General features: G+C 73.0%; 18 protein-coding genes. 5 read left to right on the forward strand and 13 right to left on the reverse strand.

The features are described 5' to 3' along the window. The first annotated feature begins 185 nt into the window (after nucleotides 1–185). Nucleotides 186–1,088: a TIGR01777 family oxidoreductase gene (locus tag DEI92_RS14625; RefSeq protein WP_111011103.1), complete on the forward strand. Its 903-nt coding sequence runs from the start codon at nucleotides 186–188 to the stop codon at nucleotides 1,086–1,088. Between the two features lie 43 nt (nucleotides 1,089–1,131). Here DEI92_RS14625 and DEI92_RS14630 read toward each other — a convergent pair whose 3' ends face one another. Both DEI92_RS14630 and dapB read right to left on the reverse strand, forming a co-directional pair. Further along, nucleotides 1,132–1,575 carry a hypothetical protein gene (locus tag DEI92_RS14630; protein WP_111011102.1) on the reverse strand — a complete coding sequence of 148 codons (444 nt, stop codon included), beginning with the start codon at nucleotides 1,573–1,575 and terminating at the stop codon, nucleotides 1,132–1,134. 1 nt (nucleotide 1,576) lies between these two features. Beyond that, nucleotides 1,577–2,323 carry a 4-hydroxy-tetrahydrodipicolinate reductase gene (gene dapB / locus DEI92_RS14635; RefSeq protein ID WP_111011101.1) on the reverse strand — a complete coding sequence of 249 codons (747 nt, stop codon included), beginning with the start codon at nucleotides 2,321–2,323 and terminating at the stop codon, nucleotides 1,577–1,579. Between the two features lie 43 nt (nucleotides 2,324–2,366). Here dapB and DEI92_RS14640 point away from each other — a divergent pair, with 43 nt between their 5' ends. Further along, complete coding sequence (locus DEI92_RS14640) at nucleotides 2,367–2,840, forward strand: GNAT family N-acetyltransferase (protein WP_111014014.1); 474 nt, start codon at nucleotides 2,367–2,369, stop codon at nucleotides 2,838–2,840. 3 nt (nucleotides 2,841–2,843) lie between these two features. Here DEI92_RS14640 and DEI92_RS14645 read toward each other — a convergent pair whose 3' ends face one another. Together DEI92_RS14645 and DEI92_RS14650 are read right to left on the reverse strand one after the other, a co-directional pair. Then, nucleotides 2,844–3,446, reverse strand: a complete 603-nt coding sequence (locus tag DEI92_RS14645; protein ID WP_111011099.1) for a histidine phosphatase family protein — start codon at nucleotides 3,444–3,446, stop codon at nucleotides 2,844–2,846. A gap of 10 nt (nucleotides 3,447–3,456) precedes the next feature. Next, the gene (locus DEI92_RS14650) at nucleotides 3,457–4,794 is read right to left on the reverse strand and encodes a pitrilysin family protein (protein WP_111014015.1); all 1,338 of its coding nucleotides are present in this window, start codon (nucleotides 4,792–4,794) and stop codon (nucleotides 3,457–3,459) included. A gap of 263 nt (nucleotides 4,795–5,057) precedes the next feature. On the opposite strand from DEI92_RS14650, the gene DEI92_RS14655 reads away from it, so the two are divergent. Beyond that, nucleotides 5,058–5,717 (forward strand): TetR/AcrR family transcriptional regulator, encoded by a 660-nt coding sequence (locus DEI92_RS14655; protein WP_258370221.1) that lies wholly within the window; start codon nucleotides 5,058–5,060, stop codon nucleotides 5,715–5,717. Nucleotides 5,718–5,955: 238 nt separating this feature from the next. On the opposite strand, the gene DEI92_RS14660 is transcribed toward DEI92_RS14655, so the two are convergent. Further along, a complete protein-coding gene (locus DEI92_RS14660; RefSeq protein ID WP_111011096.1) occupies nucleotides 5,956–8,217 on the reverse strand; it encodes a polyribonucleotide nucleotidyltransferase in 2,262 nt (753 codons plus the stop codon). 365 nt (nucleotides 8,218–8,582) lie between these two features. Here DEI92_RS14660 and DEI92_RS16600 point away from each other — a divergent pair, with 365 nt between their 5' ends. Beyond that, a complete protein-coding gene (locus DEI92_RS16600) occupies nucleotides 8,583–9,803 on the forward strand; it encodes a hypothetical protein (protein WP_258370222.1) in 1,221 nt (406 codons plus the stop codon). A gap of 25 nt (nucleotides 9,804–9,828) precedes the next feature. Here the strand turns inward: DEI92_RS16600 and DEI92_RS14670 are convergent, their stop codons facing one another. From DEI92_RS14670 to DEI92_RS14690, 5 genes are all read right to left on the reverse strand, one after another. Further along, on the reverse strand, nucleotides 9,829–10,452 hold the full coding sequence (locus DEI92_RS14670) for a CE1759 family FMN reductase (RefSeq protein WP_111014017.1): 624 nt from the start codon (nucleotides 10,450–10,452) through the stop codon (nucleotides 9,829–9,831). Then, on the reverse strand, nucleotides 10,449–11,561 hold the full coding sequence (locus DEI92_RS14675; RefSeq protein WP_111011094.1) for an LLM class flavin-dependent oxidoreductase: 1,113 nt from the start codon (nucleotides 11,559–11,561) through the stop codon (nucleotides 10,449–10,451). The genes DEI92_RS14670 and DEI92_RS14675 overlap by 4 nt, the downstream gene beginning before the upstream one ends. 225 nt (nucleotides 11,562–11,786) lie before the next feature. Next, on the reverse strand, nucleotides 11,787–12,056 hold the full coding sequence (gene rpsO / locus DEI92_RS14680; RefSeq protein WP_111011093.1) for a 30S ribosomal protein S15: 270 nt from the start codon (nucleotides 12,054–12,056) through the stop codon (nucleotides 11,787–11,789). Nucleotides 12,057–12,202: 146 nt separating this feature from the next. After that, nucleotides 12,203–13,030 carry a nuclease-related domain-containing protein gene (locus DEI92_RS14685; protein WP_111014018.1) on the reverse strand — a complete coding sequence of 276 codons (828 nt, stop codon included), beginning with the start codon at nucleotides 13,028–13,030 and terminating at the stop codon, nucleotides 12,203–12,205. Between the two features lie 157 nt (nucleotides 13,031–13,187). Beyond that, nucleotides 13,188–13,628 (reverse strand): VanZ family protein, encoded by a 441-nt coding sequence (locus DEI92_RS14690; protein ID WP_111014019.1) that lies wholly within the window; start codon nucleotides 13,626–13,628, stop codon nucleotides 13,188–13,190. Between the two features lie 161 nt (nucleotides 13,629–13,789). Here DEI92_RS14690 and DEI92_RS14695 point away from each other — a divergent pair, with 161 nt between their 5' ends. Then, nucleotides 13,790–14,890 carry a glycoside hydrolase family 6 protein gene (locus DEI92_RS14695; protein WP_181434952.1) on the forward strand — a complete coding sequence of 367 codons (1,101 nt, stop codon included), beginning with the start codon at nucleotides 13,790–13,792 and terminating at the stop codon, nucleotides 14,888–14,890. 12 nt (nucleotides 14,891–14,902) lie between these two features. On the opposite strand, the gene DEI92_RS14700 is transcribed toward DEI92_RS14695, so the two are convergent. The 3 genes from DEI92_RS14700 to DEI92_RS14710 form a co-directional block, all read right to left on the reverse strand. Next, entirely contained in the window at nucleotides 14,903–17,194 is a 2,292-nt protein-coding gene (locus DEI92_RS14700) for an ATP-binding domain-containing protein (protein WP_111014021.1), read from the reverse strand. Between the two features lie 108 nt (nucleotides 17,195–17,302). Continuing rightward, nucleotides 17,303–18,139, reverse strand: coding sequence for an aldo/keto reductase (locus DEI92_RS14705; protein WP_111014022.1), 837 nt, complete (start codon nucleotides 18,137–18,139; stop codon nucleotides 17,303–17,305). Beyond that, complete coding sequence (locus DEI92_RS14710; protein ID WP_111014023.1) at nucleotides 18,139–18,510, reverse strand: FKBP-type peptidyl-prolyl cis-trans isomerase; 372 nt, start codon at nucleotides 18,508–18,510, stop codon at nucleotides 18,139–18,141. Before DEI92_RS14710 ends, DEI92_RS14705 begins: the two co-directional genes overlap by 1 nt. Nucleotides 18,511–18,715 lie beyond the last annotated feature (205 nt).

Below are 18,715 nucleotides of genomic sequence, written 5' to 3' on the forward strand. Positions count from 1 at the left end.
GCGAGCGGCGGCAGGGCGACCGGCGGTAGGGCGAGCCAACGGCGGCAGGGCGACCGGCGGTAGGCCGAGCGATCGGCGGCAGGGCGACCGGCGGGCGGGCGTGACCCGATCCGGCGGGGGCGCGTCGGCCCTCCCGGTCGTGCGTCGGTCGTCGTCGGTACGGTGGGGCGGTCGAAGGAGGACCCATGGCGGACGCCCCGCTCTCCGTGCTCGTGGCCGGCGCGTCCGGCTTCATCGGCACGCCGCTCGTGGCCGCCCTGCGCGCCGCGGGGCACCACGTGACGACGCTCGTGCGTCGCGAGCCGACGTCGCCGTACGAGTTCCGGTGGCAGCCCGGCGTCGCCGACCTCGACCCCGCGGTCGTCGACGGTGCCGACGTCGTGGTGAACCTGGCGGGCGCGAGCATCGCCCGGCTGCCGTGGACAGCCGCGCGACGACGCGCCGTCCGGTCCTCGCGCCTCGACGCGACCCGGACCCTCGTCACCGCGATGCAGCGCGCGGCGACGCCGCCCCACGCGTTCCTCAGCGGCTCCGCGTCCGGGTACTACGGCGACCGCCCCGCCGACCGGCTCATCGAGTCCGCCGACCCCGGCGCGGGGTTCCTCGCCGAGGTCTGCACCGCGTGGGAGGCCGCGGCCTCCGAGGCGCCCTCCACGACCCGGACGGTCCTGCTCCGCACCGGGCTCGTGCTCGGGCCGGACGGCGGCGCGCTCGCCCCCGTGCTGCCCCTCACCCGACTCGGACTCGGATCGCGGCTCGGCACCGGCGGCCAGTACTGGCCCTGGATCTCGCTCGAGGACGAGGTCGCCGCGATCGTGCACCTCTGCTCGTCCGAGGTCGCCGGGCCGGTGAACCTCGCCGGCCCCACACCGGCGCTCGCCGACCACGTCCTCCGGCGCGTCGCGCAGGACCTGCACCGACCGTACGCGCTCACGGTGCCCGAGACGGTCCTGCGCCTGGCGCTCCGCGACGCCGCGGACGAACTCCTGCTCGCGAGCCAGCTGCTCGTCCCGGCGGTGCTCCAGGCCGACGGCTACACGTTCCGGCACGAGACGGTGGAGCAGGCGGTCGACGCGCTGCTCGGCTGACACCCGGCCGCGGGCCGCGGGCGGCACGCCGCGGGCCGGCAGGTCAGTGACCGGCCGACAGCCGGAGTGCCGTGCGCATCGCGTCGCGAGCGCGGCGCCGGTCGCCCGCGGCGTCGTACAGGACTCCGAGGCGGAACCACGCCCGCCAGTCCTCGGGCGCCGCCTGGACGGCGTCGCGGTAGCGCGCGAACAGCGCGTCGGCCGCCGCGCGGTCCGGGCGGCCCGACGGCCGGAGCGGAACGACGTCGTCGGGGGCGCCGCCCTCACGCTCGAGTCGGGTGGCGAGCCGCGTGACGCGGAAGCCGAACCGCAGCTCGAGCACGAGGAGCACGGCGCCGATCGCGGCCACGACGAGCAACGCGACCCCGATCCCGACACCGATGCCGAGCCCGGTCGCGATGAACGCCACCGCGCGCTGACCGACGAGCACGAGGTACAGGACGAGGAGCGCGGCGATGAGCGCGACGCCGGCGAAGCGCGAGCGCACGTCAGGCGATGCCGAGGACGCTGTCGAGCCCGACCGTCAGCCCCCGGAGGGAGGGCACGGCACGGAGCGCGGCGCGGACACCCGGCGTGTAGGCGACGTCGTCCGTCGTGTCGTGCCGGATCGTCAGGGTCTCGCCGACGCCGCTGAGCACGACGTCCTGCTGGGCCCGGACGCCCGGTAGCCGGAGGCTGTGCACCGGCACGCTCGCCACCTGCTGTCCCCGCGCGCGCTGGTCCACGTGCGGCGCCGCGACCGGCCCCACGTCGCGTCGGGCCTCGGCGATGCGTTCCGCGGTCCGGACGGCCGTCCCCGACGGCGAGTCGACCTTCGCCGCGTGGTGGGCCTCGACGATCTCGACCGCGTCGAACCAAGGCGCCGCGATCGTCGCGAGGTGCGTCGCGAGCACGGAGCCGATCGAGAAGTTCGGGACCACCATCGCCCCCTGCTCCGGCCGGTCCCCGAGCACGGCGCGGAGGTGCGCGAGCCGGTCCGCGGACCACCCCGAGGTGCCGACGAGGACGTTGGCACCGCTCGCGAGCGCGGCGTCGACGATCGCCGGGCTCCGCGCCGGCACCGTGACGTCGACCACGACGCGAGCGCCGGCGAAGACGTCCGGACCGGCGTCCTCCACGTGGTCCCCCGACCCGAGCGAGGCGACGAGGTCGAACCCGTCGAGCGCCTCCACGACCGAGACGACGAGGCGACCGAGGCGACCGGATGCACCGACCACGGCGACGGGGATGCTCATGGGCCCATCCAACCATCCCCCGGTCCGCCCGTAGGATCGGGAGGTGGTCTCCGTGCGCGCCGTCCCCGCCGATCTGCCCGAGGTCGACGTCCTGCTCGACCACTACCTCGACGAGCGGGCCGCGACGTTCCCCGTCGCGCAGGGGTCGTACCGACGCAAGCGGACCGACTCGCGCGAGTTCGTCCCGCCGCACGGCACCTTCGTGGTCGCACACGACGGCGAGGACGCCGTCGGCTGCGGCGGCCTCCGGCGCATCGACGACGACGGCGAGGACGTCCGGTTCGAGGTCAAACACGTGTTCGTCGAGCCCGCCGCGCGAGGGGCGGGGGTCGCGACCGCGATCATGGACGCGCTCGAGCGCGCTGCCGTCGACCTCGGCGCCACGAGCGTCGTCCTCGACACGAACGACAGCCTCGTCGCCGCCGGCGCCATGTACCGCGGCCGCGGGTACGAGCGGATCGCGCCGTACAACGACAACCCGAACGCGACCGCCTGGTACCGGCGGCGGGTCGGCTGACCGTCAGAGCGGTTGCGGGACCGGGAGGCCCGTCCGCAGTTCGACGGGCAGGTGCGCCGTGTCGTTCAGGGTCACCAGCTCCGGCGGCTTCGCCGACCGGACGCGGACGATGGTGAGCGCGGTGTGGGCGACGCTCGTCCCCATCCAGCGCCAGTCCGGCGCCTGGAACACCTCGCGCACGAACCAGGCGATCACCGCGTTGTGGGTGATGAGGAGGTCGTGGCGGTCCTCGATGGAGGGCGTGAACCACTCGGCGACGGCGTCACCCATCTGGGCCTGGCCGGCCGCGATCTCCTCTTCCGTCACGCCGCCGAAGAAGCTCCGGTAGGCGTGCGGCATCTCGGACGTCGGGCCCGAGGGCACGCAGTCGAACAGGAGCGTCGAGGCCTCGGGCACGATCGCCGGGAGCCGTTCACGCATGATCCTGGCGGTCTCGGCCGGCGCTTCGAGCGGCGAGTGGCAGACGGAGTCGAACGGGATCCCGCCGAGACGGTCCGCGATGAGCGTCGCCTGCCGCTTGCCACGCTCGGAGAGCTTGCCGTCGCGCAGGCCGTGCTCGGCGTCCTGGTGTTCCCCGTGCCGGACGAGGTAGAGGTAGTGCGACATGCCGGACCGGTCAGACGTCGTCCGCGCCGGGAGCGCCCTCGAGGTCGGCGCGGTCGACGGCGCCGACCACGCTCGTGACCACGGGGCGGGTCAACAGGTCGCGCGCGAGGTCGAGGACGTCGTCGGTGCTCACGCGATCAACGCGCTCGAGGGCCGTCGCGAGGTCTGTGAACTCCCCCACCCCGAGCTCGGAGCGGCCGAGCCGCGTCATGCGCGCGTCCGTGTCCTCGAGCGACAGCGTCAGCGCGCCCTCGATCTGGCCCTTCGCACGCGCGAGCTCGTCGGCTGAGATCCCGCTGTCCGTCATCTTGCGGAACTCGTCATCGACGATGCCGAGCAGCGCCCCGACGTTGTCGGGCGCACAACCGGCGTAGACCCCGAACGCGCCGTTGTCGAGGTACGCCGGGGCGAACGAGGACACGGCGTACGCCAGACCGCGGCGCTCGCGGACCTCTTGGAACAGGCGCGAGGACATGCCGCCACCGAGCACCGCGTTGAGCACGCTGAGCACCGGGCGGCGGTCGTCGCGGAGGTCGAGCCCGTGCGAACCCCGGATGAGGCTGACCTGTTCGGTGGGACGACGGATGAGTTCCAGGCGGGGCTCGACGCCCTCCGCCGGGACCTCGGCCGAGCGACGGGGGTTCGGGGTGGCCGGCGGGACGTCCCGGAAGGCCGCCGCGACGAGTTCGACGAGCTGGTCGTGGTCGATCGCGCCCGCGGCCGTGACCACGATGCCGCTCGGCATGTAGTGCTGCCGGTAGTGGTCCAAGACCTCGTCGCGCTCGACCGCACGGATGCTGTCCGGCGTGCCACCGATCGGACGCCCGAGCGCGTGGCCGGCGAAGGCGGCGGCGAAGAAGGCCTCGCCCGCGAGGTCGGCCGGGTCGTCGGCAGCCATCGCGAGCTCCTCGAGGATCACCCCGCGCTCCACGTCGAAGGCCTCCGGGTCGAGGACCGAGTTCGTCACCATGTCGCCGATCACGGCCACGGCCATCGGGACGTCGAGATCCCGGACGCGGGCGTAGTAGCAGGTGTACTCCTTGGCGGTCGCCGCGTTGTGCTCGCCGCCGACCGAATCGAACGCCACGGCGATGTCCAACGCGCTGCGTTCGCGTGTGCCCTTGAAGAGCAGGTGCTCGAGGAAGTGGGTCGAGCCGTACTGGCCGGGTTGCTCGTCGCGCGAACCGACCCCCACCCAGTACCCGATGCTCGTCGACCGCGCCGACGGGACGGCCTCGGTGAGCACGCGGACGCCCGAGGCGAGGACCGAACGCCGGACGAGGGTCCCCCCTGCGGTGGGGAAGGCGGTCTCCGGCGCTTCGAGCGGCAACGGCACGGGGCGGTTCATCGCGTCGAGCCTACTGAGTCTCCACGGACGTGACTCAGGAACGGCCTGCGCTTGTGGACAGCCCGCGGATGACCCGGGAACGGGGTACACCCGATGCGGACATACGGACTCGTCTGTCTGTCCTCCTCGTGCTACAGTGACGGCACCGGAACGGCACCGCCCCCTCGATGCCGGTTCGGCGGCTACCGGACAACCGGGTCCTGGTGCGACACACGTCCCCCCGCGGTGTCGCGACAGCCGACGTTGTCCCGAGGAGCCACGCTGTGACGGTCGATTCCCCCCAACCGACCGTCCAGCGTCTCCCGGGACCGACGACACCCGGGTCGAGCGAAGCTCCCCGGACCGGCGCCGCGCGTCCGACCGGCGGCGCGAAGCTCCGGATCCTCGAGACGGCGGCCCGGCTCTTCTACGAAGAGGGCATCCGTGGCGTCGGCGTCGACCGGCTCATCGCCGAGGCGAGCGTGACGAAGGCGACCTTCTACAAGCACTACGGCTCGAAGGACAACCTGATCCTCGCCTACGTGCGGAGCCGGCACGAGCAGGTCAAGCAGGCGATGGACACCATCATCGCCGAGGCACCCGACGCACGGACTGCGGTCGGCACCTGGGTCGACACCGTCGTGGACACCACCAACGACCCCGACTTCCGGGGCTGCGCGTTCCTCAACGCCGCGGCGGAGTACCACGACCCCCGGCACCCCGTCCGTGAGGTCGTGTCGGCCCACCGCGACTGGTACACCGATCAGCTCGCCGAGCTCCTGCAGCAGGCCGGCCACCCGCTCCCGGGCGACGGCGCCGACGAGCTCATGCTCGCGCGTGACGGCGCGATGGTGGGGTCGTACGCCGGGGACACGATCGCGGCATGCGCGGCTCTGGGCCGCGTGGCGAGTCGCGTGCTCGGCACCGACGCACCCGCCGCCTGACCTGCCGCGCGGCCGCCGTGCCGCCCGGCCGCCGTGCCGCCCGGCCGCCGTGCCGCCCGGCCGCCCGGCGCCTCTCCCGCCGAGATCGCAGTCGTTGCCGCTCTGCCGCGGGGCGGAGCGGCAACGTCTGCGATCTCGCGGTGTCCGGACGGCGGCCAGAGGACGGCGGCCGGACCGCAGACGCGGAACGGCCGCCGGCCCCCGAGGGGACCGACGGCCGTTCCGTCGAGCGCGAGCGTCAGACCGTGGCGCCCTCGGCGTCCGCGGACTCGGTCGCCGTGTCGGCCTCCTCGGCGATCACGGGCGCGAGCGACAGCTTGCCGCGGTCGTCGACCTTCGTGACCTCGACGAGGACCTTCTGGCCGACCCCGAGGACGTCCTCGACGTTCTCGACGCGCTTGCCACCGGCGAGCTTCCGGACCTCGGACACGTGGAGGAGTCCGTCTCGGCCCGGGAGGAGCGAGACGAACGCACCGAACGTGGCGATCTTGACGACCGTTCCGAGGAACTGGTCCCCGATCTCCGGGTTGGTCGGGTTCGCGATCGCGTTCACCTGGGCGCGAGCGGCCTCGGCCGAGGGACCGTCGACCGCACCGATGTAGACCGTGCCGTCGTCCTCGATCGAGATGTCGGCGCCGGTCTCGTCCTGGATCCCGTTGATCGTCTTGCCCTTCGGGCCGATCAGCTCGCCGATCTTGTCGACCGGGATCTGGACGCTGATGACGCGCGGCGCGGTGTCAGCCATCTCGTCGGGGGCGTCGATCGCCTCGGTGAGGACACCGAGGATCGCCGAACGGGCCTCCTTGGCCTGCTTCAGGGCGGCGTCGAGGACCGACGACGGGATGCCGTCGAGCTTCGTGTCGAGCTGGATCGCGGTGACGAACTCGCTCGTGCCGGCGACCTTGAAGTCCATGTCGCCGAGGGCGTCCTCGGCACCGAGGATGTCGGTCAGGGCCGCGTAGCGGGTCTGGCCGTCGACGGTGTCGGAGACGAGGCCCATCGCGATGCCCGCGACCGGCGCGCGCAGCGGCACACCGGCGTTGAGGAGCGACAGGGTCGAGGCGCACACGGAGCCCATCGAGGTGGAGCCGTTCGACCCGAGGGCCTCGGACACCTGACGGATGGCGTAGGGGAACTCCTCGCGGCTCGGCAGGACCGGCACGAGGGCCCGCTCGGCGAGGAAGCCGTGTCCGATCTCGCGACGCTTCGGCGAACCGACGCGGCCGGTCTCACCGGTCGAGTAGGGCGGGAAGTTGTAGTGGTGCAGGTAGCGCTTCTTCGTGACCGGGCTCAGGGAGTCGATCTGCTGCTCCATCTTGAGCATGTTCAGCGTCGTGACCCCGAGGATCTGGGTCTCGCCGCGCTGGAAGATCGCCGAACCGTGGACGCGCGGGATGACCGCGACCTCGGCGTCGAGCGGACGGATGTCGGCGAGGCCGCGGCCGTCCATGCGGACCTGCTCGGTGAGGATCCGGCCGCGCACGACCTTCTTCGTCACCGACTTGTAGGCGGCGGAGACCTGACCGTTGGCCTCGGCGGGCAGCGTGCCGGCCTCGACCTGGGCCGCGACGGCCTCCTTGACGCGCGCCTTGAGGGCGTCGTCGGCGTCCTGGCGCTCGAGCTTGCCGGCGATCTGGTACACGCCCTTGAGCTCGTCGAGGGCGAGACCCTCGACCGCCGCGTAGACCTCGTCGGAGTACGCCGGGAACACCGGGTAGTCCTGGATCTCCTTGGCGGACTGCGCGGCCATCTTCGCCTGGGCCTCGACGAGGACCTTGAGGAACGGCTTGGCGGCCTCGAGGCCCTGCGCCACGACGGACTCGTCCGGCTTGACGGCGCCACCCTGGATGAGACCCCAGCTGTTCTCGGTGGCCTCCGCCTCGACCATCATGATCGCGACGTCCTCGTTGCCGGCCTCGTCGGTGACGACCCGGCCGGCGACGGTCAGGTCGAACACGGCCTGCTCGAGCTGCGAGTGCTTCGGGAACGCGACCCACTGGCCGTCGATGAGCGCGAGGCGCACACCGGCGATCGGGCCGGAGAACGGCAGACCGGAGATCTGCGTGGAGGCCGACGCCGCGTTGATCGCGAGGGCGTCGTAGAACTCGTCCGGCGCGATGCTCAGGACCGTGATGACGATCTGGACCTCGTTGCGGAGACCGTCGACGAACGACGGACGGAGCGGGCGGTCGATGAGCCGGCAGACCAGGATGGCCTCGGTCGACGGTCGGCCCTCGCGGCGGAAGAACGAGCCGGGGATCTTGCCGGCGGCGTAGGAGCGCTCCTCGACGTCGACGGTGAGCGGGAAGAAGTCGAAGCCCTCCCGCGGGTGCTTGCCGGCGCTCGTGGCGCTCAGCAGCATGGTCTCGTCGTCCAGGTACGCGGCGACGGCGCCCTGCGCCTGCTGCGCGAGACGACCGGTCTCGAACCGGACGGTACGGGTACCGAAGCGACCGTTGTCGATCACTGCCTCGGCGAACTTGATCTCGGGACCCTCCAAAGGGGTGCCTCCTCGTGTGCGTGACGGCCACGCACGCTCGTCGAGCGTGCGTGGTGGTGTCGGCGTCGTGGTCGACGCCGCATGGTGTGTGTGCAGCAGGGCCGGGGGTCGAGGGCACGGTGTGCACGTGCGCCCACACGACAGCGGGACGCATGCCTGGCCAGCAGTAGAAATCCACGGCGCCGCTCGCCCCGCGTGGGGGACGGTCCCGTAGGTCACCACCGATGACCAGCTTCGTGCCGGCCTGCTCCGGTTGGTTCCAGATCGATGACGGATACGTCACCGACGGTCACGAGCCTAGCATCCGGGTCCGCCGCTCCGGCATGGCTCGCGGCGAACACGCGGTGGGTCGTTAGCCTGGGCCCATGCGTCACTCCTCCCCCACGCGTGCCGCCGCGCCCGGACGTGCGCGCCGTCGGCTGCTCGTGACGGGCCTCACCCTGACCGTGTGCGCGTTCGTCGCGCCGGTCGTCGGAGCCCTCCCGGCCCAGGCCACGACCTACCCGTCGTGGGCGGACGTCCAGGCGGCGAAGGGCAACCAGGCGGCCACGCAGGCCGAGGTCGCGAAGGTGCAGGACGCGCTCAAGGGCCTCCAGTCGGTGGCCGCGCAGAAGTCCGCCGCCGCGCTCACCGCGTCGGCCCAGGCGGCCGCGGCCGAGTCCGACCTGCGCGCGGCGACCCAGACGGCCGACGACCTGACCGCCAGGGCAGCGGCCGCCGCCGAGACCGCGGCGCGCGCCAAGGACCGGGCGGGGCAGCTCGCCGCGCACCTCTACCGCTCGGGCGACAGCGACACGATCACGAGCCGCATCGTCGGCTCCAAGAAGCCCCAGGACCTCCTGTACCAACTCGGCACCCTCGACCAGTTGTCGGACACGTGGGCCGGTGTGATGAGCGACGCGAGCGTGGCGGCGAACACGGCCACGTCCCTCCACGACCAGGCGCAGCGGGCCGAGGCGGAGCGCCAGCGCCTCGCCGACGCCGCGGAGACCAAGTCGACGGCGGCGGACGCCGCGGAGGCAGCGGCGAACGCCGCGGTGTCGAGCACGCAGCAGCACAGCGACGAGCTGTACGCGCAGCTCGCCACCCTCAAGGACACGACGGCGAAGGTCGAGCGGCAGTACGCGATCGGCCAGGCCGTGGCCGCCCAGGTCGCGGCCCAGAAGCGGGCCGCGCAGCTCGCTGCGGAGCGCGCGGCCGCCCAACGCGCCACGTCCGCCGTCGCGGCGGCCGCGCCCACGACGTCGTACCCGGATCCATCCGGCGTCGGCGCGGACCCCGCAGGCGCGCAGGCGTACGCGCGAGGCGCGATCGGTGCCTACGGCTGGGGTTCCGACCAGTTCTCATGCCTCGTGTCACTGTGGACGCAGGAGTCGGGCTGGCGGGCGAACGCCCTCAACGTCTCGAGCGGCGCCTACGGCATCCCGCAGGCCCTGCCCGCGTCGAAGATGGCCACGGCGGGCGCGGACTGGCGGACGAACCAGGACACCCAGATCAACTGGGGCCTGGCGTACATCAAGGACGCGTACGGCAGCCCCTGCGCCGCGTGGAACCACGAGATGAGCGAGAACCCGCACTGGTACTGAGCGGGTCTCCCCCTCCGCGTGCCCGCTACTGACCGAGGCCCTCGAGCAGACTCCCGAAGTCGACGACGTCGGGCTCCGTCACGGGGACACGACGCCGGGAGGTCCGGACCATGTGGGCAAGGTCGGCCCCCGCCCGGCGGATCCGACCGTCGAGTGCCGCCACGCCCTCGGCGTCGCCCCAGTCCTCGGTGGCCGCGAACACCGCGGTCGGCGCCACGGCGGCGCGCAGATAGCTGAAGACCGGCCGGAACCCGTGCTCGACCGTGAGCGAGTGCCGCGGGGAGCCACCGGTCGCACCGAGCAGCACGGGCATGTCGACGAGTGCGTCCGTCTCGAGGACGTCGAGGAACGACTTCGCGAGCCCGCTCATGCCCGCGGTGAACACCGGCGCGACGAACACGACGGCGTCCGCCTCGACGACCTCGGCGACCGCCGCGCCGAGCGCGGGCGGTGTGAAGCGCGTCAGCATCGCGTCGGTGATCTCGTGCGCGAGCGGGCGCAGGTCGACGTGCACGACGCGCGTCGCGCCTCCCGGCACCCCGTCGGGGTCACCGAGGGCGGTCACGGCGGCATCCGCCAGCCGGTCGGCCAGGAGGCGCGACGACGACGGTTCGGACAGCCCCGCGGAGACGACGGCGATGGTGGTCATGCGCGCACCTCCGCGACGTCGCTGGCGACGGCGGCCGACTGCGCGGCCGCGACGAGCGAGGCGTGGGTCGGGGCGTCGGGGACGCCCGGGGCACGGCGGGCCTCGAACTCCTTCCGGAGCACGGGCACGACCTCCTCGCCGAGGATGTCGAGCTGCTCGAGCACGGTCGTGAGCGGCAGCCCCGCGTGGTCCATGAGGAACAGCTGGCGCTGGTAGTCGCCGACGTACTCGCGGAAGCCGAGCGTCCGGTCGATGACCTCCTGCGGGCTGCCGACCGTGAGCGGCGTCTGCCGCGTGAAGTCCTCGAGGCTCGGGCCGTGGCCGTAGACCGGCGCGTTGTCGAAGTACGGGCGGAACTCCGCGACGGCGTCCTGCGAGTTCTTCCGCATGAACACCTGGCCGCCGAGCCCGACGATCGCGTTCGCGGCCGGCCCGTGTCCGTGGTGCTCGAACCGCTCACGGTAGAGCCGGACCATGTTCGCGGTGTGGCTCGCGGGCCAGAAGATGTGGTTCGCGAAGAAGCCGTCGCCGTAGTAGGCCGCCTGCTCGGCGATCTCGGGGGTGCGGATCGAGCCGTGCCAGACGAACGGGGCGACGCCGTCGAGTGGGCGCGGCGTCGCGGTGAAACCCTGCAGCGGTGTGCGGAAGTGGCCCTGCCAGTCGACGACGTCCTCGGTCCAGAGGCGGCGGAGGAGTGCGTAGTGCTCGATGGCGAGGTTGACGCCCTGTCGGATGTCCTGCCCGAACCACGGGTAGACGGGCCCGGTGTTCCCGCGGCCGAGGATGAGGTCGGTGCGGCCGCCGGACACGTGTTGGAGCATCGCGAAGTCCTCGGCGATCTTCACCGGGTCGTTCGTCGTGATGAGTGTCGTGCTCGTGCTGAGGACCAGCCGCTCGGTCTTCGCGGCGAGGTAGCCGAGCATGGTGGTCGGCGAGGACGGCACGAACGGCGGGTTGTGGTGCTCCCCCGTGGCGAAGACGTCGAGGCCGACCTCCTCCGCCTTCTGCGCGATGGTCAGGACCGCCTGGATCCGCTCGGCCTCGGTCGGCGTCCTGCCGGTCGTCGGGTCGGTGGTGACGTCACCCACGGTGAAGATGCCGAACTGCACGATGCGCTCCTCTTTCGATGCGTTTGCATGTACATGGTAGCCGAACGACGGTGCCGTGCACGCTATTCCCGCTCCGTGCGAACGCGCGGGGAGACGACCGCACCCGTCGGGAACGCAGAACGCCCCGCCCCTCCGGTGGGAGGGACGGGGCGTTCGGTCAAGACCGGATCCCCCGCCTGGCGGAGGCACTTCGATCGTCGACCGCAGTGACCGACAGAGCAGTGACTAGCGACGCAGGCCGAGGCGCTCGATGAGCGAGCGGTAGCGGTTGATGTCGACGTCGGCGAGGTAGCCGAGGAGACGACGACGCTGCCCGACGAGGAGCAGCAGACCACGACGCGAGTGGTGGTCGTGCTTGTGCTCCTTGAGGTGCTCGGTGAGGTCCTTGATGCGCTGCGTGAGCACGGCCACCTGGACCTCGGGGGATCCCGTGTCGCCCGGGTGGGTCGCGTACTCTTCGATGATCGCCTTCTTGACGTTCGATTCGAGTGCCATGGGTGATCCCCTTCCTGTTGCTGCGCGGTGCACCACACCGGATGTGTGGGCGCTCTGTGTCCGCGGCCGTTCGACGGCAACCTGACGATGATACCCCACCGGCCCGTCGCCGGACGCCCCCGACGAGCCCCGTCCGTGCCCCCGAGTCAGCTGAACAGTGCCCAGACGAGGCCGGGGACGGCCGCGACGACCGCGACGAGGCCGACCGCGACGCCCGCACACGCGGCACCCGCCCACGCGAGACGCGCAGCGCGGGCGACCCGCACCTCCCGTCCGAGCGCTGCGAACCGTGCCACGACGTCGGCGGGCTCACCCTCGGGCCGCACGCCCCACGTCTCGGTGGAGGTCACGGCCCCGGCGAGCGCCCACACCGCGTCCTGACCGAGGACCGTCGGGAGCCGGCGGAGCGTCCGGACGAGGTGACGGGCGTCGACGACGCGGACGTCCTCGGGCGCGCGTCGGACCTGCACCCGGGCGGCGTGCACCACCGCGACGAGACTCGTCACCGGTGCGACGGGGAGCGTGAGCGCCGCCAGGGCACGCAGCACGCGCGTCCGATCGCTCCGTGCCGCGTGCACGTACGGCCGGCGCTGACCCGCGACGAGCACGGTGTCGCCGCCGACCCACACGCGGGCGTCGCGGTGGTGCTTCGTGTGCACCGTGACGACACCCATGGGTCCGACGACGAGGTGGTCGATGTCCGCGCCCGAGTCCGTCACCGGGATGGAGTGCAGTACGACGTGCTCCGGTCCGAGCCCCTCGAGGAGCCGCGCGGTCACGCGCTCCCCCACCACGCCGACGTACCAGGACCGCGCCGCGTCGGTGAGCACGCGCGCGCCGACGACGCGTGCGAGACGACACCGCGGTGGCGCGGCCGCCTGCTCGGCGAGGCAGGCCGCCATGAGCGTCTGCCCCGGGACCCGGTCCGTGAGGTCGTCGAGTCGTACCGCCCCCGGGACGTCGTGGGTGGGCACGCGGTGGTCCTCCTGTCGGGCCGTCCTGCACGGCCCACCACCCAGGGTGTCGGACCCGGGCCGGCCGGTGCCAGCTCCAGAAGGGGTGCCCCCCGGACGGCCGGACCAGGGGACGGACGGGAGGACCGGGGTCGACCGGTCGCGCGACGCGCGTCCGTCAGACCATGCGCGGGCGTCGGCGGCGGCGTTCGGGCACCGCCGACCGGGCCAACCCGATGAGCGTGGCGCCGAGGAACCCCCCGAGCCCGTTCGAGAGGACGTCGCGCGGATCGGCGACGCGGCCCGGCAGGGCGACGTGCTGCGTCCACTCGATGCCCACCGAGAGTCCGACGGCGAGCATGCCCGCGAGGAACCACGCCCGCCGGGGCAGCCACATCGCCGCGATCGCACCGACCGGGACGAACATCGCGATGTTCGCCAGGAACTCCGCGCGGTCGTAGGTGACCCACGCCGTCGCCGCGTGCTGCTGGGCCAGCCGGAGGACGAGGGCGACCGCATCACTGCCGGAGCGGGAGAACAGCCGGGGTGTCAGCGTCATCCGCCACACCACCCAGGCGTAGCCGGCGGTGACGACGAGCAGCAGCAGTCTCCGGAACATCCGCACAGTCTGGGGCAGCAGCCTGGCGCACCCCTGTGCCCAGGCTGGACACCGACCGAGCCGCGCCTGGCAGATCGCGCACAGCGGACCGGCGAGTGGCCGCCGCGGGGCCGGTGATGCGAGGCTGGTCCGACCGACCCGTGAGGACGAGGAGGACCGCCATGCCCACGGAGCGGCCTGACCCCCGCCCGCCGGCCGGCCACCACCGGTCGGGGCGCCGCCAGTGGGCCGTCCTCGGCGCGGTCGCCGTGGGGCTGGCGCTGCTGCTCGTGCTCGCGTTGACGGTCGTCCTGCCCCACGCCGACCGGAACGGAGGCTCCATGTCGACCCCCGATGCCACCCCCACGCCGACGCGCGTCATCGCGACCCGCAGGACCGCGGCCGAGGCCTTCCCCGGCGGACTCGCCGTGCAGCCCACGAGCGTGAACCACCCCGCCCGGTCCGAGTCCGCCGCTCGCACCCGCGGCGACGTCGCGACGGCGAACGCGCTCTCGGTGATCGCGGACCAGCCGATCGCCACGTGGCTCACGGGCGCGGGCTCGACCGCCGACACCGTGCGCACCGTCCGCGCGGTGCTCGAGAGCGCGCAGACGCACCAGGCGACCCCGACGTTCGTGCTCTACGCCGTGCCGGACCGCGACTGCGGCGGGTACTCGAAGGGCGGCCTCAGCACGGCCGCCTACGGCCCCTGGGTGCGGCACGTGGCCGACGCCATGCGGGGATCGCACGCCGTCGTGCTCGTCGAACCGGACTCCCTCGCCCAGATCTCGAACTGCCCCCGCATCGGGACGAGCCGCATCCCGGTGATCCGGCAGGCCGTGCACACCCTCGTCGACGCCGGGCTCACGGTGTACCTCGACGGCGGCAACGAGGACCGCGTCCCCGTGGACACCATGGCGCGGCGCCTCCGCGAGGCCGGCGTCGACGAGGCCCAGGGCTTCTCGACGAACGTGTCGAACTTCTACCGCGTCGACCAGGAACGCGCGTACGCCGACCGGCTCGCGGACCGCATCGGGGGCGACCCGCACTTCGTCATCGACGTGTCCCGCAACGGCCGGGGGTGGCTCGGCACCTGGTGCAACCCGCCGGGCGCCGGGCTCGGGCAGACCCCGCACGTCACCGCCGGCTCCACCCGACTCGACGCCCTGCTGTGGGTGAAGACCCCCGGGCTGAGCGACGGCACGTGCAACGGTGGACCGGCCGCCGGACAGTGGTGGCAGCAGTACGCGCTCGACCTCGTGGAGCACCGGAAACGGGACTGACCGCCGGCGAGATCAGGCCGCGACGTCCCCCGCCTCCGCCGCACCGGCGTCCTCGTCGGTCGCGATGACGTCGAGCACGACGAGCCGCCGGGTCGGCCGCGTCATGGCGACGTACACGGCGGCGGCCGCGCGGGCAGCGTCGGCGCCGACACCGTCCGGGTCGACGAGCACCACGCCGTCGAACTCGAGCCCCTTGGCCTCGGCACCGGTGAGGACGGTGACCGCGCCGGGCCGTGGCGCCTCGAGTGAACGGAGGTCGTCCGTGGTCGCCGCCAACCGCTCGCGGATCACCGCGATCGCGTCGTCGGGCGCGATGACGCCCATGGTGCCCGTGCCGATCCGACGCCGCTCGGCCCGGACCTGCTCGACGACCGCGTCGACGAGGCCGGCGCGGGACACCGCGACGTGCTCGACCGGATCACCGTCACGGACGGCACGGGTGGCGGTGACCGCGAGCCCGGCGTCCTCAGCGAACCGACCGGCGGCTTCGACGATCTGCCGCGGCGTGCGGTAGTTGACGGTGAGGTACTCGATCCGGTGGTCGAGCGGCACGCGGGGAGCCCGGCCTCGACGACGGCGGGCGAGGGCACCGAGCACGTCGTCCCAGCTCCGCGCGGCGGCGGGCGAGGACCCCTGCGCCATGTCCCCGACGATCGTGAAGGACCGCAACGGGTTCCGCCGTGCGAGCACCCGCCACTGCATCGGCGAGAGCTCCTGGGCCTCGTCCACCACGATGTGGCCGTAGGTCCACTCGCGGTCCTCCGCTGCACGCTCCGCGGTGGTGCGCGGGTCACCGCCCTCGGCGAAGGACCCCGCGACCTGCTCCGCCGTCACGATGCCCTCGACGCCCATGTTCTCGATCGCGATGCGGGCGTTCTCGACGTCGCGCTGTCGGGCCGCCTTCGCCTGCCGCCGGGCGCCGCCGCCCGAGGGGTCGAACGGGCCGAGGAGCTCGGCGGCCTCGTCGAGCAGCGGGACGTCCTCGACCGTGAACCCGGCACCGCGCGAGCGTCGGAGCAACGCCCGCCGGTCAGCGGACCAGTGCGGGGTCAGCGAGGCGAGCCAGTTCGGGCGCGCGTAGAGGTCCTCGACGAACTTCTCGGCCGGGAGCGGCATCCACGCGCCGTTCAGCAGCACCCGCACGTCGTACGACGAACGGACGTCCTCGCGGAGGACCTTCTCGTCGGCCTCGTCCACCGTGGTCCCGCGCTCGCGCAGCTGCTCGGCGAGCAGACCGGTGAGGGCATCGAGCGCCGCCTTGTTGAAGGTCACCCGCGCGACGTTGTGCGGCTTGCCCCGCTCCTGGGCCTTCCGCATCGCCGCGGCGATGAGCGACGGCGGGACCACGAGACGCTCGCCCTCGATGTCGACCGTGACGGTCTCGGTCGGCACGATCTGCCGGGACCGCACCGCGCGGCGGAGCAGGTCGGCCATCTCGGCCGACCCCTTGACCGCGGCGGCCCGCGCGCCGTCGTGCCGATCGGTGTCGACGCCCGGGTACAGGGACCCGAGGGACGCCATGACGACGCCCGTCTCGCCGAGCGACGGGAGGACCTGCTCGATGTACGTCAGGAACGCCGGCGACGGACCGACGACGAGCACGCCGGAGCCGCGGAGACGCTCGCGGTGCGAGTACAGCAGGTAGGCCGCCCGGTGGAGTGCGACGGCGGTCTTGCCGGTGCCGGGGCCACCCTGCACGACGAGCACGCCCTCGATGGCGGACCGGATGATGCGGTCCTGCTCGCCCTGGATCGTCGCGACGATGTCGGTCATCCGGCCCGTGCGGTCCGCGCTCACGGCGGCCAGCAGCGCGCCCTCACCCTGCAGGTGGGTGCGCTCGCTGTCGTAGAGCGTCGCGTCGAACACCTCGTCCTCGACGCCGACGACCTCGCGACCGGCCAGCGTCAGGTGCCGACGCGCGCGCATGCCCATCGGGTGGGCCGCCGTCGCCTGGTAGAACGCGCTGGCGCCGGGGACGCGCCAGTCGAGCAGCAGCGGCCGGTGCTCGGCGTCCCGGAGCCCGACGCGGCCGATGTAGCGGAAGGCGCTCTCGTCCTGCTCCGGGTCCGCGACCTCGAGGCGGCCGAACACGAGCCGGTCCCCGACGCGCTCGAGCGTCGCGAGGGTGTCCTCGTAGAGGCGGGCGAAGGCGTCACGTTCGCTGCGGCTCTGGTGGTTCCCACCGACGGACTCACGACGGGTCTCGGCCAGCCGCCGGGCGGCGTCCGCGGACAACTCGTCGAGCCGTGCGAACAGGCCGTCGACGTACTGACGTTCGCGGTCGACTTCTGACTCCTCGGTCACGCAACACCCTTCGGGACGGGGGTGACAAGTGTAGCCCCGCGCGCGCCGTGGTGGGAGGTGTCGACGTGGAGGTGCGACGGGGCCGGTCCGACCGGCCCCGTCGCGGGCTCACATCTCCTCGTGCGAGTCGGGGTCGCCGCCCCAGAGCCGGCCACGCTCGAGCCCGGAGATCGCCGTCATCTCGTCGTCGGTGAGCTCGAACGCGAACACGTCGATGTTCTCGCGCTGCCGTCCAGGGTCGCCCGACTTCGGCACCGGCACGGCGCCGAGCTGCACGTGCCACCGCAGCACGACCTGCCCCGGGGTGACCCCGTGCGCCGCCGCGGCGTCCGTGACGACGCGTTCGGTCAGGAGCTCGCTCTGCTTGGCGAGCGGGCTCCAGCTCTCGGTCACGATCCCGAGGCGCTCGTGCACCGCGCGGAGGGCGCCCTGGGGGAAGTACGGGTGCAGCTCGACCTGGTTGACCGCGGGGGCCACACCGGTCGCGTCGACGATGCGCTGCAGGTGCTCCTCGGTGAAGTTCGAGACGCCGATGGAGCGGACGACGCCGCTGTCCCGGAGGTCGACGAAGGCCTTCCAGGTGTCGACGAACTTGTCGACGGACGGGTTCGGCCAGTGGATGAGGTACAGGTCGACCGAGTCCAGCCCGAGGTTGCCGAGGGTCTCCTCGATCGATCGGTGGGCCTCGTCGTACCCGTGGTGTCGCCCGGGCAGCTTCGAGGTGACGACGAGGTCCTCACGCGGGAGACCGCACTCGCGCACGGCACGGCCGACGGCGTCCTCGTTGCCGTAGTTGAGCGCCGTGTCGAGGAGCCGGTAGCCCGCGTCGATGCCGGCACGGACCGCCGCCACGCCCTCGTCGCCGTTCAGCCCGTACGTCCCGAGCCCGAGGCGCGGGAAGGCGGTGCCGTCGTTGAGCTCGACGGTGGGGACCGCGGTCGGCATCAGCGCACGCCGAGGAGGTCGATGACGAAGATCAGGGTCTTGCCGGACAGGAAGTGCCCGCCACCGGCCGGCCCGTAGGCGAGCTCCGGCGGCACGACGAGCTTGCGACGGCCGCCGACCTTCATGCCGGGGATGCCCTCTTGCCAGCCGCGGACGAGCGCCGCGAGCGGGAAGTCGATCGGCTCGCCGCGGTTCCAGGAGCTGTCGAACTCCTCGCCGGAGTCGTACTCGACGCCCGCGTAGTGCACCTTGACGGTCGATCCGGGCTGGGCCTCCGCGCCGTCGCCCTCGACGATGTCGGTGATGACGAGCTCGGTGGGGGCGGGGCCCTCCGGGGCGTCGAACTCGGGCTTGCTGTTGAGGTCAGTCATGCCGCCATCCAACACGACGAGGGTGACACCCGCATGGCGGCCGGTCCCACCGGGCGCGTCCGGATGCGGGGGACGGCAGAATGGTCCCACCGTGACTCCACATCCGGCCGACGACGGCCCCGCCTCCGGGTCGCCAGCCCCCTCGCGGGCATCGGGACCCAGACGACGACCGTGGCCGTCGGCCTCGAGGTGCACGACCTCACCC

Source organism: Curtobacterium sp. MCBD17_034, assembly GCF_003234515.1.
Taxonomy (GTDB): Bacteria; Actinomycetota; Actinomycetes; order Actinomycetales; family Microbacteriaceae; genus Curtobacterium.